At 56.2% G+C, this 15,428-nt stretch carries 15 protein-coding genes and 1 other RNA gene; 12 read left to right on the top strand and 4 right to left on the bottom strand.

All coding sequences use genetic code 11. The annotated features are described in order from the left end of the window. Positions 1–281 precede the first annotated feature (281 nt). The 6 genes from epd to ACEPLT_RS18645 all read left to right on the top strand — a co-directional run bounded on the left by epd (position 282) and on the right by ACEPLT_RS18645 (position 6,336). Positions 282–1,301: an erythrose-4-phosphate dehydrogenase gene (epd, locus tag ACEPLT_RS18670; RefSeq protein ID WP_032675470.1), complete on the top strand. Its 1,020-nt coding sequence runs from the start codon at positions 282–284 to the stop codon at positions 1,299–1,301. A 49-nt stretch (positions 1,302–1,350) separates the two neighbouring features. Further along, a complete protein-coding gene (gene pgk, locus ACEPLT_RS18665) occupies positions 1,351–2,514 on the top strand; it encodes a phosphoglycerate kinase (protein WP_008499732.1) in 1,164 nt (387 codons plus the stop codon). 92 nt (positions 2,515–2,606) lie between these two features. After that, positions 2,607–3,686, top strand: coding sequence for a class II fructose-bisphosphate aldolase (gene fbaA / locus ACEPLT_RS18660; RefSeq protein ID WP_008499731.1), 1,080 nt, complete (start codon positions 2,607–2,609; stop codon positions 3,684–3,686). Between the two features lie 186 nt (positions 3,687–3,872). Then, the gene (gene mscS / locus ACEPLT_RS18655; protein ID WP_008499730.1) at positions 3,873–4,727 is read left to right on the top strand and encodes a small-conductance mechanosensitive channel MscS; all 855 of its coding nucleotides are present in this window, start codon (positions 3,873–3,875) and stop codon (positions 4,725–4,727) included. Positions 4,728–4,876: 149 nt separating this feature from the next. Next, positions 4,877–5,512 carry an arginine exporter ArgO gene (gene argO, locus ACEPLT_RS18650; RefSeq protein WP_032675469.1) on the top strand — a complete coding sequence of 212 codons (636 nt, stop codon included), beginning with the start codon at positions 4,877–4,879 and terminating at the stop codon, positions 5,510–5,512. 92 nt (positions 5,513–5,604) lie between these two features. After that, a complete protein-coding gene (locus ACEPLT_RS18645) occupies positions 5,605–6,336 on the top strand; it encodes an oxidative stress defense protein (protein ID WP_008499728.1) in 732 nt (243 codons plus the stop codon). Positions 6,337–6,379: 43 nt separating this feature from the next. On the opposite strand, the gene argP is transcribed toward ACEPLT_RS18645, so the two are convergent. After that, the gene (gene argP / locus ACEPLT_RS18640) at positions 6,380–7,273 is read right to left on the bottom strand and encodes a DNA-binding transcriptional regulator ArgP (RefSeq protein WP_008499727.1); all 894 of its coding nucleotides are present in this window, start codon (positions 7,271–7,273) and stop codon (positions 6,380–6,382) included. 127 nt (positions 7,274–7,400) lie between these two features. On the opposite strand from argP, the gene rpiA reads away from it, so the two are divergent. Continuing rightward, a complete protein-coding gene (gene rpiA, locus ACEPLT_RS18635) occupies positions 7,401–8,060 on the top strand; it encodes a ribose-5-phosphate isomerase RpiA (RefSeq protein ID WP_045351717.1) in 660 nt (219 codons plus the stop codon). Positions 8,061–8,326: 266 nt separating this feature from the next. Beyond that, the gene (gene serA, locus ACEPLT_RS18630; RefSeq protein ID WP_021242062.1) at positions 8,327–9,559 is read left to right on the top strand and encodes a phosphoglycerate dehydrogenase; all 1,233 of its coding nucleotides are present in this window, start codon (positions 8,327–8,329) and stop codon (positions 9,557–9,559) included. 102 nt (positions 9,560–9,661) lie between these two features. On the opposite strand, the gene ACEPLT_RS18625 is transcribed toward serA, so the two are convergent. The 3 genes from ACEPLT_RS18625 to zapA all read right to left on the bottom strand — a co-directional run bounded on the left by ACEPLT_RS18625 (position 9,662) and on the right by zapA (position 10,837). Continuing rightward, positions 9,662–10,258 carry a 5-formyltetrahydrofolate cyclo-ligase gene (locus ACEPLT_RS18625; RefSeq protein WP_025912458.1) on the bottom strand — a complete coding sequence of 199 codons (597 nt, stop codon included), beginning with the start codon at positions 10,256–10,258 and terminating at the stop codon, positions 9,662–9,664. Positions 10,259–10,282: 24 nt separating this feature from the next. Next, a non-coding RNA gene (gene ssrS / locus ACEPLT_RS18620) (6S RNA) lies at positions 10,283–10,466 on the bottom strand. Positions 10,467–10,507: 41 nt separating this feature from the next. Next, positions 10,508–10,837: a cell division protein ZapA gene (gene zapA / locus ACEPLT_RS18615; RefSeq protein WP_006811891.1), complete on the bottom strand. Its 330-nt coding sequence runs from the start codon at positions 10,835–10,837 to the stop codon at positions 10,508–10,510. A 168-nt stretch (positions 10,838–11,005) separates the two neighbouring features. Between zapA and ACEPLT_RS18610 the strand changes: the two genes are divergently transcribed. From ACEPLT_RS18610 to ubiI, 4 genes are read left to right on the top strand one after another with little or no spacing between them, the layout of a single operon-like run. Continuing rightward, positions 11,006–11,584: a YecA/YgfB family protein gene (locus ACEPLT_RS18610; protein ID WP_025912457.1), complete on the top strand. Its 579-nt coding sequence runs from the start codon at positions 11,006–11,008 to the stop codon at positions 11,582–11,584. A 31-nt stretch (positions 11,585–11,615) separates the two neighbouring features. Beyond that, positions 11,616–12,929, top strand: a complete 1,314-nt coding sequence (gene pepP, locus ACEPLT_RS18605) for a Xaa-Pro aminopeptidase (protein WP_232927493.1) — start codon at positions 11,616–11,618, stop codon at positions 12,927–12,929. Further along, positions 12,926–14,104: a 2-octaprenyl-6-methoxyphenyl hydroxylase gene (gene ubiH, locus ACEPLT_RS18600; RefSeq protein WP_163341436.1), complete on the top strand. Its 1,179-nt coding sequence runs from the start codon at positions 12,926–12,928 to the stop codon at positions 14,102–14,104. The genes pepP and ubiH overlap by 4 nt, the downstream gene beginning before the upstream one ends. A gap of 12 nt (positions 14,105–14,116) precedes the next feature. Then, positions 14,117–15,319, top strand: coding sequence for an FAD-dependent 2-octaprenylphenol hydroxylase (gene ubiI / locus ACEPLT_RS18595; RefSeq protein WP_232927426.1), 1,203 nt, complete (start codon positions 14,117–14,119; stop codon positions 15,317–15,319). The last annotated feature ends 109 nt before the right edge of the window (positions 15,320–15,428 follow it).

Raw genomic sequence — 15,428 nt, 5'->3', positions numbered from 1 at the left:
GGCTCGAAAGTAGGCCGGGTAAGCGCTAGCGCGCCACCCGGCTTTTTTGTAAGCATTATTCCACCTAAAATGTGACGCAAGTCATATAGCTCGCTTATTCATCTGGACAGACATTCCTTTTATTCCCCGATTCGCTTATTCTTGCTGAAGCGTTTCAGTCGATTAAATGTTCGACAAATGACCAATCAATCGCAGTTTGTGACAGCAAGGATTCCCCTTCGGGCGTAGCTGGATTACTCTTTCAGCCACCTCAAACTCAGGGATTGCTTTGCAGGAGATCTATGACCGTACGCGTAGCGATTAACGGCTTCGGTCGCATCGGGCGTAATGTGGTTCGTGCTTTGTATGAATCCGGACGTCGGGCGGAAATGACCGTGGTGGCAATCAATGAACTGGCGGATGCTGCGGGCATGGCGCATTTGTTGAAGTATGACACCAGCCACGGACGCTTTGCCTGGGATGTGCGCCAGGAAAGAGATCAGCTTTTTGTGGGTGATGACGCTATTCGTGTGCTGCATGAGAACAGCATCTCCGGGCTACCCTGGCGTGAACTGGGTGTGGATGTGGTGCTTGACTGTACCGGTGTGTATGGCAATCGCGAACATGGCGAAGCGCATCTCTCTGCAGGTGCGAAAAAAGTCCTGTTTTCTCATCCCGGCAGTAACGACCTCGACGCGACCGTCGTGTTTGGCGTCAACCAGCATGAGCTGCAAGCCGAACATCGCATTGTTTCCAACGCCTCCTGTACCACCAACTGCATTATTCCGGTCATCAAACTGTTAGACGATGCGTATGGCATTGAGTCCGGCACCGTGACCACGATTCACTCCGCCATGCACGATCAACAGGTCATTGACGCTTACCACCCGGATTTACGGCGCACGCGTGCAGCGAGCCAGTCAATCATTCCGGTGGATACAAAGCTGGCTGCTGGGATTACCCGAATTTTTCCGCAGTTCAACGATCGTTTTGAGGCGATTGCCGTGCGCGTCCCGACGATCAACGTCACCGCGATCGACCTTAGCGTGACGGTGAAAAAACCGGTAAAAGCCTGTGAAGTCAACCTGTTGCTGCAAAAAGCGGCACAGGGGGCATTTCATGGTATAGTTGACTATACGGAATTACCGTTGGTCTCAGTAGATTTTAACCACGACCCGCACAGCGCCATCGTCGATGGCACGCAAACGAGGGTCAGTGGCGCACACCTTATCAAGACGCTGGTCTGGTGTGATAACGAATGGGGCTTTGCTAACCGAATGCTCGACACCACGTTAGCAATGGCTGCTCAAGGTTTCAGGTAAGGCGCATCGTGCGTCTGCAAAACTTTAAGAATCAACGAGAGGATTCACCATGTCTGTAATTAAGATGACCGATCTGGATCTGGCTGGTAAACGCGTTTTCATCCGTGCCGATCTGAACGTACCGGTTAAAGATGGCAAAGTGACCAGCGACGCGCGTATCCGTGCATCTCTGCCAACCATCGAACTGGCTCTGAAGCAGGGCGCGAAAGTGATGGTCACCTCCCACCTGGGTCGTCCAACTGAAGGCGAGTACAACGAAGAGTTCTCTCTGCTGCCAGTGGTTAATTACCTGAAAGACAAACTGTCCAACCCGGTTCGCCTGGTGAAAGATTACCTGGACGGCGTTGACGTTGCAGCCGGTGAACTGGTTGTGCTGGAAAACGTTCGCTTCAACAAAGGCGAGAAGAAAGACGACGAAACCCTGTCCAAAAAATACGCTGCACTGTGCGACGTATTCGTGATGGATGCATTCGGTACGGCTCACCGTGCTCAGGCGTCTACCCATGGTATCGGTAAATTCGCAGACGTAGCGTGTGCCGGTCCTCTGCTGGCTGACGAACTGGAAGCGCTGGGTAAAGCACTGAAAGAGCCTGCTCGTCCGATGGTCGCTATCGTTGGTGGTTCTAAAGTTTCTACCAAACTGACCGTTCTGGATTCTCTGTCTAAAATCGCTGACCAGCTGATCGTTGGCGGTGGTATCGCGAACACCTTCGTTGCCGCTCAGGGCCACAACGTCGGTAAATCCCTGTACGAAGCAGACCTGGTTGACGAAGCCAAACGCCTGCTGGGTACCTGTGATATCCCGGTTCCAACTGACGTTCGCGTCGCGACCGAGTTCTCCGAAACCGCAACCGCGACCCTGAAATCTGTAAACGACATCAAAGACGAAGAGCAGATTCTGGACCTGGGCGACGTTTCTGCACAGAAACTGGCTGAAATCCTCAAAAACGCAAAAACTATCCTGTGGAACGGTCCTGTTGGCGTGTTCGAATTCCCGAACTTCCGCAAAGGGACTGAAATCGTGGCTAACGCAATCGCAGACAGCGAAGCGTTCTCTATCGCAGGCGGTGGTGACACCCTGGCAGCAATCGACCTGTTCGGTATCGCTGACAAGATCTCCTATATCTCCACTGGTGGCGGCGCATTCCTCGAATTCGTGGAAGGCAAAGTACTGCCAGCAGTAGCAATGCTCGAAGAGCGCGCTAAGAAGTAAGCCATTCAAGGGCAGGGAAACCTGCCCAATTTTCAGCGCGCTTTTAAGAGCTCGCACCTTTTCTAACGGCCGAAGATACAGGACTAAGCAACATGTCTAAAATTTTTGATTTCGTAAAACCTGGCGTTATCACTGGTGATGACGTACAGAAAGTGTTCCAGGTAGCTAAAGAAAACAACTTCGCTCTGCCAGCAGTTAACTGCGTGGGTACCGACTCCATCAACGCCGTACTGGAAACTGCTGCTAAAGTTAAAGCTCCAGTTATCGTTCAGTTCTCTAACGGCGGCGCTGCGTTCATCGCAGGTAAAGGCGTGAAAACTGACATTCCTCAGGGTGCTGCAATCCTGGGCGCTATCTCTGGTGCGCACCACGTACACCAGATGGCTGAACACTACGGTGTTCCAGTTATCCTGCACACTGACCACTGCGCGAAGAAACTGCTGCCGTGGATCGACGGTCTGCTGGACGCGGGTGAAAAACACTTCGCGGCAACCGGTAAGCCACTGTTCTCTTCTCACATGATCGACCTGTCTGAAGAGTCACTGCACGAAAACATCGAAATCTGCTCCAAGTACCTGGCGCGCATGGCCAAAATGGACATGACCCTGGAAATCGAACTGGGTTGCACCGGCGGTGAAGAAGACGGCGTTGACAACAGCCACATGGACGCTTCTGCACTGTACACCCAGCCAGAAGACGTTGATTACGCTTACACCGAGCTGAGCAAAATCAGCCCACGCTTCACCATTGCAGCGTCCTTCGGTAACGTACACGGCGTTTACAAACCAGGTAACGTGGTTCTGACCCCAACCATCCTGCGTGATTCTCAGGAATACGTTTCCAAGAAACACAACCTGCCGCACAACAGCCTGAACTTCGTCTTCCACGGCGGTTCCGGTTCTTCTGCTCAGGAAATCAAAGACTCCGTAAGCTACGGCGTTGTGAAAATGAACATCGATACCGACACCCAGTGGGCAACCTGGGACGGTATCCTGCAGTACTACAAAGCGAACGAAGCTTACCTGCAGGGTCAGCTGGGCAACCCGAAAGGCGAAGACCAGCCGAACAAGAAATACTACGATCCACGCGTATGGCTGCGCGCAGCGCAGACGTCCATGGTTACCCGTCTGGAGCAGGCTTTCAAAGAACTGAACGCGATCGACGTTCTGTAATTTGAGCTGCTAACAGCATCAGAAGGCCCGCAAATGCGGGCCTTTTTTTATGCTTTTTCAATACCCTGCCAGCCCTGTTTTTGTGATCTGTTTGGCAAAACCGGTGCTTTTTGTTTACCCTTTACTGACCTGCCTGTCTCCATGGGGGATGGATTTTGTGTTTTGGTTTAACAAAAGGAAGAATAAATGGAACAACTCGATGTTGTAGACAGCATCAATAACGCCGGTAACTGGCTGGTGCGCAACCAGGCCCTGCTGCTGAGCTATGCCGTGAACATCGTCGCGGCGATTGCCATCATCATCGTCGGGATGATCGTGGCGCGTATTGTCTCGAATACGGTTAACCGCGTAATGCTGGCCCGTCACATTGACGCCACGGTGGCAGACTTCCTCTCCGCACTGGTGCGCTACGGCATTATCGCCTTCACGCTGATTGCCGCGCTGGGCCGTGTGGGGGTGCAAACCGCCTCCGTCATTGCCGTTCTCGGTGCCGCCGGTCTGGCCATTGGTCTGGCACTGCAGGGCTCGCTTTCAAACCTGGCGGCAGGCGTGCTGCTGGTGACCTTCCGTCCGTTCCGCTCCGGCGAATACGTTGACCTTGGCGGCATTGCCGGAACCGTGCTGCAGGTGCAGATTTTCTCAACGACTATGCGTACCGTCGATGGCCGCATCGTGGTCGTGCCGAACGGGAAAATTATCGCGGGCAACATCATCAACTTCTCCCGTGAACCGGTGCGTCGTAATGAACTGATTATCAGCGTGGCATACGACTCCGACATCGATCAGGTGAAGTCGCTGATTACCAATATCATTGCTTCAGACGATCGCATTCTGAAAGACAAAGAGCAGACGGTTCGCCTGAATGAACTCGGCGCTTCCTCCATTAACTTTGTGGTGCGTATCTGGAGCAAAAGCAGCGATCTGCAAAACGTATACTGGGACGTGCTGGAACGCATTAAGCGCGACTTCGACGCCAACGGCATCAGTTTCCCGTATCCGCAGATGGACGTGAATCTTAAACGCGAGAAAGCCGCCGAGTAATCCCCCGACGTTGTAGGCCCGGTAAGCGCTAGCGCCACCGGGCTTTACCTTCATAAGCTCCGCTAATACCCAATTAATATTATCCATTTCATCTAATGTGATTCGCGCAGTATAGTCAGCTTCCAGAACAACTCTGCGAGAAAATCATCATGCTATCTTATTATTTTCAAGGGCTTGCCTTAGGTGCAGCCATGATCCTTCCCCTCGGCCCGCAAAATGCGTTCGTGATGAATCAGGGCATCCGCCGCCAGTACCATCTGATGATTGCCCTGCTGTGCGCGGTAAGTGATTTACTGCTGATCTGCGCCGGGATTTTTGGCGGCAGCGCGCTGCTGATGCAGTCTCCGTGGCTGCTGGCGCTGGTCACCTGGGGCGGCGTGGCGTTTCTGCTCTGGTACGGATTCGGCGCGCTGAAAACGGCGATGAGCAGCAACCTCGAACTGGCGAGCGCGGAGGTCATGAAGCAGGGGCGCTGGAAGATTATCGTCACCATGCTGGCGGTGACCTGGCTTAACCCGCATGTGTATCTCGACACCTTCGTCGTGCTGGGCAGCCTGGGCGGTCAACTGGACGTTGAGCCGAAACGCTGGTTTGCGCTCGGTACGGTCAGCGCCTCTTTCATGTGGTTCTTCGGTCTCGCCATTCTGGCGGCCTGGCTGGCGCCTCGCCTGCGTACGGCCAAAGCCCAGCGCATCATTAATACCCTGGTCGGCCTGGTGATGTGGTTTATCGCTTTCCAGCTGGCGAAAGAGGGGATTCATCATGTCCAGGAATTGTTCAACTAATCCTTGTCTTATGGACAACTGAATAAGACCCGCTAAGCTTGCTGGCATGCGCCCTGTTATTGGGGCACTCTTCGCAACATGGAGGAATGACAGTGAAGTTTAAAGTGATGGCCCTGGCGGCATTAGTGAGTTTCGGTGCGGTGTCGGTGCAGGCAAGCGAATTGCCGGATGGCCCGCACATCGTCACGTCAGGCACCGCAAGCGTGGACGCGGTACCCGATGTTGCAACCCTGGCAATTGAGGTCAATGTGGCGGCGAAAGATGCAGCGACGGCCAAGAAGCAGGCTGACGATCGCGTTGCGCAATACCTCTCTTTCCTCGAGCAGAACGGTGTCGGTAAAAAAGATATCAACTCTGCGAACCTGCGTACTCAACCCGATTACGACTACCAGAATGGCAAAAGCATCCTGAAAGGCTACCGTGCGGTGCGTACCGTTGAAGTGACCGTGCGTCAGCTGGATAAGCTTAACTCGCTGCTGGACGGTGCGCTGAAGGCGGGCCTGAACGAGATCCGTTCCGTGTCGCTGGGCGTTGCGCAACCGGAGAAGTACAAAGACGAAGCGCGTAAAGCGGCGATTGATGATGCCATTCACCAGGCGGAACAGCTGGCTTCTGGCTTTAAGAGCAAGCTCGGTCCGGTTTACAGCGTGCGTTACCACGTCTCTAACTACCAGCCAAGCCCGATGGTTCGTATGATGAAGGCTGACGCAGCGCCGGTATCCGCTCAGGAAACTTACGAGCAGCCGACAATCCAGTTCGACGATCAGGTGGATGTGGTGTTCCAGCTTGAACCTGTTGCAGCACAGCCGAAACCGGCTCAGTAATCTGTAGGCCGGGTAAGGCGTAGCCGCCACCCGGCTTTTCTTTTTAATCCTGTCTCAATACCTTATGCCCGTACGCCAGCAGCGCGTCGGTGACGTTGCGCATCATCCGGCTTTCCGGCGCAAAACGGTGCCAGTAGAGCATCCGGCGCTGATACAGCCCCGGCGTCAGGTCAATCAGCTCACCGCTTTTCAACTCTTTTTCAATCTGCAGGTGCGGGATCATGCAGCAGGTCGTGCCCTGGCGCGCAAGCTGCACGAAGGCTTCAGACGAGTTCACGATATGGCACGGCACGCTGCCCGGCGGCAGGTCGAAGTTTTGCTGCAGGAACGCCTGATGCATATCGTCCAGATGGTCGAAGGCCACGGCAGGGGCTTTCAGCAGCGCCGCGCGGGTGACGCCGTTGGGGAAGTAGCGTTCCGCAAAGGCTTTTGAACCCACAAACAGATAGTCCAGGGCGCCTAACTGATCGACAAGACAGCTTGGCAGCGCCTGAGGCTGGATACTGACGGCCCCAACCACCTCACCACGACGCAGGCGCTCCTGAGTACGGGTTTCGTCTTCAACCTGCAAATTCAGGCGGATAGGGGAGTCCGCGAGGACCGGCGCAAGGGCCGGCAGCAGCCAGGTTGCCAGACTGTCGGCGTTGACCGCCAGAGAGAGCAGCAGCGGCGTAGAGCCCGTTTGCTCGTCACCCAGCCACTCGTCTTCCAGCAGTTCAACCTGGCGCAGCAGGGCGAGGAGCTTTTGTCCTTGCTCGGTTGGACGTGGCGGCACGGTACGCACTAGCAGCGGCTGGCCGAACATATTTTCAAGCTGTTTGATACGCTGAGAGACGGCGGACTGCGTGATGCAAAGCTTTTGCGCCGCGCGCTCAAAACCTCGTTCACGAATAACTGCATCAAGTGCCTGTAGTGTTCTGTAGTCCGGACGTTTCATTGCTCTGGCTGGCTCCTTAATTTTGCTTATTCTGCACTATGACACAATTTTCCCTTTGTGGCAGACGAATTCCATTCGACGTGTTCTATAATGCGCCCTGAGTTTTCACACCACAGGCAAAACGATCATGACGCAGGATGAACTGAAAAAAGCAGTAGGATGGGCCGCTCTCCAGTACGTACAGCCGGGTACCATTGTCGGTGTCGGTACGGGATCAACCGCGGCACACTTTATCGATGCGCTGGGCACGATGAAGGGGCAGATCGAGGGCGCGGTTTCCAGCTCTGATGCTTCCACGGAAAAGCTGAAAAGCCTCGGCATTACCGTTTTCGATCTTAACGAAGTGGATCGTCTGGGGATTTACGTTGATGGTGCGGATGAAATCAACGGCCACATGCAGATGATCAAAGGCGGCGGCGCGGCGCTGACCCGTGAAAAAATCATCGCCTCCGTTGCGGACAAGTTTATCTGCATCGCCGACGCCTCCAAGCAGGTGGACATTCTGGGGAATTTCCCGCTGCCGGTTGAAGTGATCCCGATGGCCCGCAGCGCGGTTGCCCGTCAGCTGGTCAAGCTGGGCGGTCGTCCGGAATATCGTCAGGGCGTAGTGACCGACAACGGCAACGTGATCCTCGACGTTCACGGTCTGGAAATTCTTGACGCGATTGCGCTGGAAAACGCCATCAACGGCATTCCAGGCGTAGTGACCGTAGGGCTATTCGCCAACCGTGGCGCGGATGTGGCGCTGATCGGCACCGCTGAGGGCGTGAAAACCATCGTAAAATGATCTGACGGGGGGAGTCCTCCCCCCGCTAAAAAATTTTTGAAACGCTAAATTCGGTGACTTGTGTCACGTTTTTATGCCTCTTTTGCCGATCCTTCCGCGTTTGTAAATTTCCATAGCATTTTCCTCTGCCATTTTGCGCTGTATGACTTTCCTTCAGCGTACTGACGCAAACGTTCATATTGCTGCAATAGTTTTTTTTGATATGTTGGCTACAGCGGATTTATATCCAGCACAACATCAGTTCAGACAAAAACAGGGTCGGGTAAATGGCAAAGGTATCACTGGAGAAAGACAAGATTAAATTCCTGCTGGTCGAGGGCGTGCATCAAAAAGCAATCGATAGCCTTCGTGCGGCAGGTTACACCAACATCGAATTTCACAAAGGCGCGCTTGATACCGAAGAGCTGAAAGCGTCCATCCGTGATGCCCACTTCATTGGCCTGCGATCCCGTACTCACCTGACTGAAGATGTGATTGCCGCGGCGGAAAAGCTGGTGGCTATCGGCTGCTTCTGCATCGGTACCAACCAGGTTGACCTGAATGCTGCTGCGAAACGCGGTATTCCTGTCTTCAACGCCCCGTTCTCTAACACCCGTTCCGTGGCGGAGCTGGTGATTGGCGAACTGCTGCTGCTCCTGCGCGGCATTCCGGAGGCTAACGCCAAAGCACACCGCGGCGTCTGGAACAAACTGGCTGCGGGCTCCTACGAAGCCCGTGGGAAAAAACTGGGTATCATCGGCTATGGCCACATCGGTACCCAACTGGGGATTCTGGCGGAATCTCTCGGTATGCATGTCTATTTTTACGATATCGAAAGCAAGCTGCCTTTAGGCAATGCCACCCAGGTTCAACACCTGTCTGACCTGCTGAACATGAGTGACGTGGTAAGCCTGCACGTGCCGGAAAATGCCTCCACCAAAAACATGATGGGCGCAGAAGAGCTGGCGCTGATGAAGCCGGGCTCACTGCTGATTAACGCCGCGCGCGGCACGGTGGTCGATATCCCTGCGCTGTGCGATGCGCTGAAGCGTAAGCATCTGGCAGGGGCGGCCATCGACGTTTTCCCAACGGAGCCCGCCACCAACAGCGATCCGTTCACCTCTCCGCTGTGCGAGTTCGACAACGTGATCCTGACGCCACACATCGGCGGTTCAACTCAGGAAGCGCAGGAGAATATCGGTCTTGAAGTGGCGGGTAAGCTGAGTAAATACTCCGACAACGGTTCTACGCTTTCTGCGGTGAACTTCCCGGAAGTGTCGCTGCCGCTGCACGGTGGTCGTCGTCTGCTGCACATCCACGAAAACCGTCCAGGCGTGCTCACCGCGATCAACCAGATCTTTGCCGAGCAGGGCGTCAACATTGCCGCGCAGTATCTGCAGACCAACTCGCAGATGGGCTATGTGGTCATTGATATCGAAGCGGATGACGATGTGGCCGAGAAAGCGCTGCTGAGCATGAAGGCCATTCCAGGGACGATTCGCGCGCGTCTGCTTTACTGATGGTGCGGTCTGTGGTGTCGGGGGGCGCTGACGCTTACCCGACCTACAATGTTTGAGGATTTATGTAGGCCGGGTAAGGCGCAGCCGCCACCCGGCTTTATCCTACCAGACCCAGATTTTGCTGGGCGTCACTACCGCCGGCAACGGCACATCCCATTTCTCCACCGGCAACGCCTCCACGCCCTGGCAATCATGCGCGTAGCCTACCGGCTGCAACCCATACTGCTGCCAGTTTTGCAGCGTCCGGTCGTAAAAACCGCCGCCCATACCTAAGCGCTGTCCCTGCTCATCAAACGCCACCAGCGGCGTAATCAGCACATCCAGCTGTGACAGCGGAAGCACGTCGCGCACGTCGAGTTTCGGCTCGGTGATTTTCAGACGATTCACCACCAGCTCGCTGTGCGGGTGATAGTGCAAAAAAAGCAGATTGCCTTCGCTGAACGGGTGCAGCACCGGCAGGTATACCTTCTTCCCGGCGCGCCAGAGCTGCTCTATCAGCGGTTGGGTGTCCAGTTCGCCGTCAAACGACAGAAACAGGGCAACCGTGCGCGCCATCACGACAGGGGGATACGCCATCATACGGGCGGCGGCCTGCTGGGCAAAATGCGCTTGCTGTTCTGGGGTTAACGCACGACGGCGTTGACGAATGAGCTGACGAATGTCCTGGCGTGAAGCTGAAACTTCAGGGAATTGAGTCATGGTAGTCGGTAGAAGAAAAGAGAGGGAATCTCCGAGATGCCGCCGCAGGCTGTAACCCTTGAACCCTTGGTTCAAGGTGAATGTGTCGTCATAGTTTTAAGGCTTCTCGGACGGACCGAGCATGCTCACCAACCATGGAGCGCCACATTCTTGTGGTATGAAATATCGGCTCAGGGGACTGGCCCGCTTGCGAACATCTCAGAGAAATTTTGTCTTCACAGTTACTCTACCATAGTCAACTGAGAAGTGTTATTCAAACTTGGGTCCCGGTCTTTCGGGATTGCGACCTTGATCAAGCAATGCTTGTTCTATGGTCTGCTGGAGCATTTTAATGCGCTGCTCCATGCTTGCCGCGTAGTCGCGGGTCTTCGCTTTTTCCTGAGTCAGTTCATAGCTGATGTTCAACGCGGCGATGAAAACCAGCTGCTCAGTATTTGTGACTCTAGTGCGTTCTTTTAGATCTTGCAACCGCTGATTCAAATCGTCCGCAGCCTGATTCAAAGCATCCCTTTGTTCAGGCGGACAATTCACTCGCAGTGAACGGCCAAAAATCTGGAGATCGACGGGTTGTGCAGACATGCCACCTTCCTGCTGATTGACTGCGCTGCCTTCGCTTACTGCCCCGGGGGCTGCGAAGGGGCGACACTATAGCTACCCTGATGTGAAGATACAAGCCCTTTTCTGGTATCACCAGGGTCCAAAGTGGTAGCATATCATGAAACTTCCCCCCAATGATGACGAATGCGCATGTCTATACAGAACGAAATGCCTGGTTACAAGGATTTAAACCAGTTACTGAACCAGCAGGGAGTCGGTTTAACCCCTGCCGAAATGCACGGTCTGATCAGTGGCATGCTGTGCGGCGGAAACAGCGACAGCTCCTGGCAGCCGCTGATCCACGACCTCACGAATGAAGGGCTGGCGTTTGGTCACGAGCTGGCGGAAGCGCTGCGTAAAATGCACGCCGCCATCAGCGATTCGCTGGAAGACGATGGCTTCCTTTTTCAGCTTTATCTGCCTGACGGCGACGACGTCAGCGTGTTCGATCGCGCCGATGCGCTGGCCGGCTGGGTAAACCACTATCTGCTGGGGCTGGGCGTCACGCAGCCTAAACTGGACAAAGTAACCGGCGAAGCGGGTGAGGCGATCGACGACCTGCGCAACATTGCCCAGCTTGGCTACGATGAAGACGAAGACCAGGAAGAGCTGGAAATGTCTCTCGAAGAGATCATCGAGTACGTGCGCGTGGCGGCACTGCTGTGTCATGACAACTTTACGCGCTCACAGCCGACCGCACCGGAAGTTCGTAAGCCAACCTTACATTAAGAAAAATAACGCACAGGAGGGTGTCATGGTTATCTCGAGTCAAGAGTATTCGCGCCGCCGTCAGGCGCTGCTGGCGAAAATGCAGCCAGGCAGCGCCGCGCTAATTTTTGCTGCGCCTGAAGTGACGCGCAGCGCTGACAGCGAATATCCCTATCGCCAGAGCAGCGATTTCTGGTACTTCACCGGCTTTAACGAGCCGGAAGCGGTACTGGTGCTGATTAAAAGCAATGACACCCACAACCACAGCGTGATTTTCAACCGCGTGCGCGACCTGACGGCCGAAATCTGGTTTGGCCGCCGCCTGGGCCAGGAGGCCGCGCCGGCGAAGCTGGGCGTTGACCGGGCGCTGGCGTTTAGCGAAATCAACCAGCAACTCTACCAGCTGCTTAACGGCCTCGACGTGCTCTATCACGCGCAGGGCGAATATGCCTACGCCGATGAGATTGTCTTCACCGCGCTGGATAAGCTGCGCAAAGGCTCGCGCCAGAACCTGTCCGCACCGGCCACGCTGACGGACTGGCGTCCGGTGGTGCATGAGATGCGCCTGTTCAAGTCTGAGGAAGAGCTAAATGTGATGCGCCGCGCGGGCGAAATCAGCGCGCTGGCACACACCCGCGCCATGGAGAAATGCCGTCCCGGGATGTTCGAATACCAGCTGGAAGGCGAAATTCACCACGAATTTAACCGCCACGGCGCGCGCTATCCCTCCTACAACACCATTGTCGGCGGCGGGGAAAACGGCTGCATTCTGCACTACACCGAAAACGAAAGTGCGCTGCGCGACGGCGATCTGGTGCTGATTGACGCCGGTTGCGAATATCAGGGCTATGCGGGGGACATCACCCGTACCTTCCCGGTGAACGGCAAGTTTTCGCCAGCGCAGCGGGCGATTTATGACATCGTTCTCGAATCTCTCGAGACGGCGCTGACGCTGTATCGCCCAGGCACCTCCATTCAGGAGGTGACCGGTGAGGTGGTGCGCATCATGATTAACGGGCTGGTTAAGCTTGGGATCCTCAAAGGGGATGTCGACACCCTGATTACCGAGAATGCTCACCGCCCGTACTTTATGCACGGCCTGAGCCACTGGCTGGGGCTGGACGTGCACGACGTGGGCGCGTACGGCCCTGAACGCTCGCGCGTGCTTGAACCGGGCATGGTGCTGACCGTCGAGCCGGGCCTGTACATCGCGCCGGATGCCGACGTGCCTGAAGAGTATCGTGGGATTGGCATTCGTATTGAAGACGACATCGTGATTACCGAAACCGGTAACGAAAACCTGACCGCCAGCGTCGTGAAAAACGCTGACGATATCGAGGCGCTGATGGCAGCGGCACGCGCATGAGCGTGATTATCGTGGGCGGCGGCATGACCGGGGCCACGCTGGCGCTGGCCATCTCGCATATGACGCAGGGCCAGCTTCCGGTGCACCTGGTAGAAGCCGTTGCGCCAGAGGCGTCGAACCACCCCGGTTTTGATGCCCGCGCCATTGCGCTGGCGCAGGGCACCTGCCAGCAGCTTTCCCGCATTGGGATCTGGCAGGCGATTGCCGACCGTGCTACGGCGATCGGGACCGTTCACGTCAGCGATCGCGGACATGCAGGCTTTGTCACGCTGGACGCGCAGGATTACCGGATTGATGCCCTGGGTCAGGTCGTTGAACTACACGATGTGGGTTTACGTCTGTTCCGCCTGCTTCAGGATGCGCCGGGCGTGACGCTGCATTGTCCGGCACGCGTGGCAAGCGTAAGCCGCAGTGAAGCGTCGGTTAGCGTGACGCTGGAAAACGGCACTGTGCTGGATGGCCAACTTCTGGTCGCCGCAGACGGTTCGCGCTCGGCGCTCGGCACCCAGTGTGGCGTGGAGTGGCGCCAGCAGCCTTACGGGCAGGTGGCGGTTATCGCCAACGTCTCAACGGCTGCAGAACACAACGGCAGGGCGTTTGAGCGCTTTACGCAGCATGGCCCACTGGCGATGCTGCCGATGTCGGACGGGCGTTGTTCCCTGGTCTGGTGCCATCCGCAGGATAAGGCTGAAGAGGTGAAGGCCTGGTCCGACGAACGTTTTTGTACCGAGCTGCAGAAAGCCTTTGGCTGGCGGCTGGGGCGTATTACCCATGCCGGCAAGCGGACGGTCTACCCGCTTTCGCTTACTACGGCGTCTCAGTCCATCTCCCATCGTCTGGCGCTCGTCGGTAATGCCGCGCAGACGCTGCACCCTATCGCGGGGCAAGGTTTCAACCTTGGCTTACGCGATGTCATGAGCCTGGCCGAATCTCTGGCGCAGGCGTGGGGCGAGCAAAAAGACTGTGGGGCGTATTCGGTGCTGAGTCATTACCAGAAGCGCCGACAGGCGGATAAAGAGGCCACCATCGGTGTGACCGATGGTCTGGTCCATCTTTTTGCCAATCGCTGGGCACCGCTGGTTGCGGGTCGCAACCTTGGGCTGATGGCGATGGAATTATTCATTCCGGCACGTGACGTGCTGGCGCAGCGGACCCTGGGTTGGGTCGCGCGTTAAGGAGTTATCACCGTGCAAAATGTTGATGTCGCCATCGTTGGCGGCGGAATGGTTGGACTGGCATTGGCCTGCGGATTACAGGGCAGCGGCCTGCGCGTGGCGGTGCTGGAGCAAAAGCAGCCTCAGCCCGTTGCACCGGATGCGCCGCCGGAACTCCGCGTCTCGGCGATCAATGCGGCCAGCGAAAAGCTGCTGACGCACCTTGGCGTCTGGGCAGATATTGTGGCGCACCGCGCCAGCTGCTATCACGGCATGGAAGTGTGGGATAAAGACAGCTTTGGTCATATTGCTTTTGACGATGAAAGCATGGGCTATAGCCATCTGGGGCACATCGTTGAAAACGCGGTGATCCACCACGCGCTCTGGCAGAAAGCACAGCAGTGCGGCGACGTGACGCTGATTGCGCCTGCGCAGATCCAGCAGGTGGCGTGGGGCGAAAACGAGGCGTTTATCACCCTGCAGAGTGGCGACATGCTGACCGCGCGTCTGGTGGTCGGTGCTGACGGTGCCAACTCCTGGCTGCGTAATAAAGCCGATATCCCGCTGACGTACTGGGATTACCGCCATCATGCTCTGGTCGCGACGATCCGTACCGAAGAGGCGCACGGAGGCGTGGCGCGCCAGATTTTCCACAACGATGGCATACTGGCGTTCCTGCCGCTTGCCGATCCGCACCTGTGCTCAATTGTCTGGTCCCTGGTGCCGGAAAAAGCCCAGCAGATGCATGAGGCGACGCCGGAGGCCTTTAACCAGGCGCTGTGCGTGGCCTTTGATAACCGCCTTGGCCTGTGCACGCTTGAAAGCGAGCGTCAGGTATTCCCGTTAACCGGCCGCTACGCGCGCCAGTTTGCGGCGCACCGTCTGGCGCTGGTGGGGGATGCGGCGCATACCATCCATCCGCTGGCCGGGCAGGGCGTCAACCTTGGCTTTATGGACGCGGCGGAGCTGGTAGAAGAGCTGCGTCGCCTGCATCGTGAAGGCAAAGATATCGGCCAGCATCTCTACCTGCGTCGCTACGAGCGCAGCCGCAAGCACAGCGCGGCGATGATGCTGGCGGGCATGCAGGGCTTCCGCGAGCTGTTTGCCGGGTCAAATCCGGCGAAGAAATTGCTGCGCGACATCGGCCTTAAGCTTGCTGACACCCTTCCGGGTGTTAAACCTCAACTCCTCCGTCAGGCGATGGGTCTGAACGACCTCCCGGACTGGCTGCGTTAATGTAGACCCCTGTCACACTTTCTTTTCCCGGCCTCTGCGCCGGGGAAATTCCCTCGTTTGAAATATTCTAATTTCACGTCATTTTTCGCATTAGATAATCTAATGTCGT

The sequence above is a fragment of the Enterobacter sp. fkY84-1 genome (genome assembly GCF_052974705.1).
Note: the sequence above shows the minus strand (reverse complement) of the source record. Positions and strands in the feature narration are given on the sequence as shown.

Bases quoted from the DNA above. Each gene is read 5' to 3' on its own strand.
- epd (WP_032675470.1), top strand. From the start codon at position 282: ATGACCGTACGCGTAGCGATTAACGGCTTCGGTCGCATCGGGCGTAAT.
- pgk (WP_008499732.1), top strand. From the start codon at position 1,351: ATGTCTGTAATTAAGATGACCGATCTGGATCTGGCTGGTAAACGCGTT.
- fbaA (WP_008499731.1), top strand. From the start codon at position 2,607: ATGTCTAAAATTTTTGATTTCGTAAAACCTGGCGTTATCACTGGTGAT.
- mscS (WP_008499730.1), top strand. From the start codon at position 3,873: ATGGAACAACTCGATGTTGTAGACAGCATCAATAACGCCGGTAACTGG.
- argO (WP_032675469.1), top strand. From the start codon at position 4,877: ATGCTATCTTATTATTTTCAAGGGCTTGCCTTAGGTGCAGCCATGATC.
- argP (WP_008499727.1), bottom strand. From the start codon at position 7,273: ATGAAACGTCCGGACTACAGAACACTACAGGCACTTGATGCAGTTATT.
- rpiA (WP_045351717.1), top strand. From the start codon at position 7,401: ATGACGCAGGATGAACTGAAAAAAGCAGTAGGATGGGCCGCTCTCCAG.
- serA (WP_021242062.1), top strand. From the start codon at position 8,327: ATGGCAAAGGTATCACTGGAGAAAGACAAGATTAAATTCCTGCTGGTC.
- ACEPLT_RS18625 (WP_025912458.1), bottom strand. From the start codon at position 10,258: ATGACTCAATTCCCTGAAGTTTCAGCTTCACGCCAGGACATTCGTCAG.
- zapA (WP_006811891.1), bottom strand. From the start codon at position 10,837: ATGTCTGCACAACCCGTCGATCTCCAGATTTTTGGCCGTTCACTGCGA.
- ACEPLT_RS18610 (WP_025912457.1), top strand. From the start codon at position 11,006: ATGTCTATACAGAACGAAATGCCTGGTTACAAGGATTTAAACCAGTTA.
- ubiH (WP_163341436.1), top strand. From the start codon at position 12,926: ATGAGCGTGATTATCGTGGGCGGCGGCATGACCGGGGCCACGCTGGCG.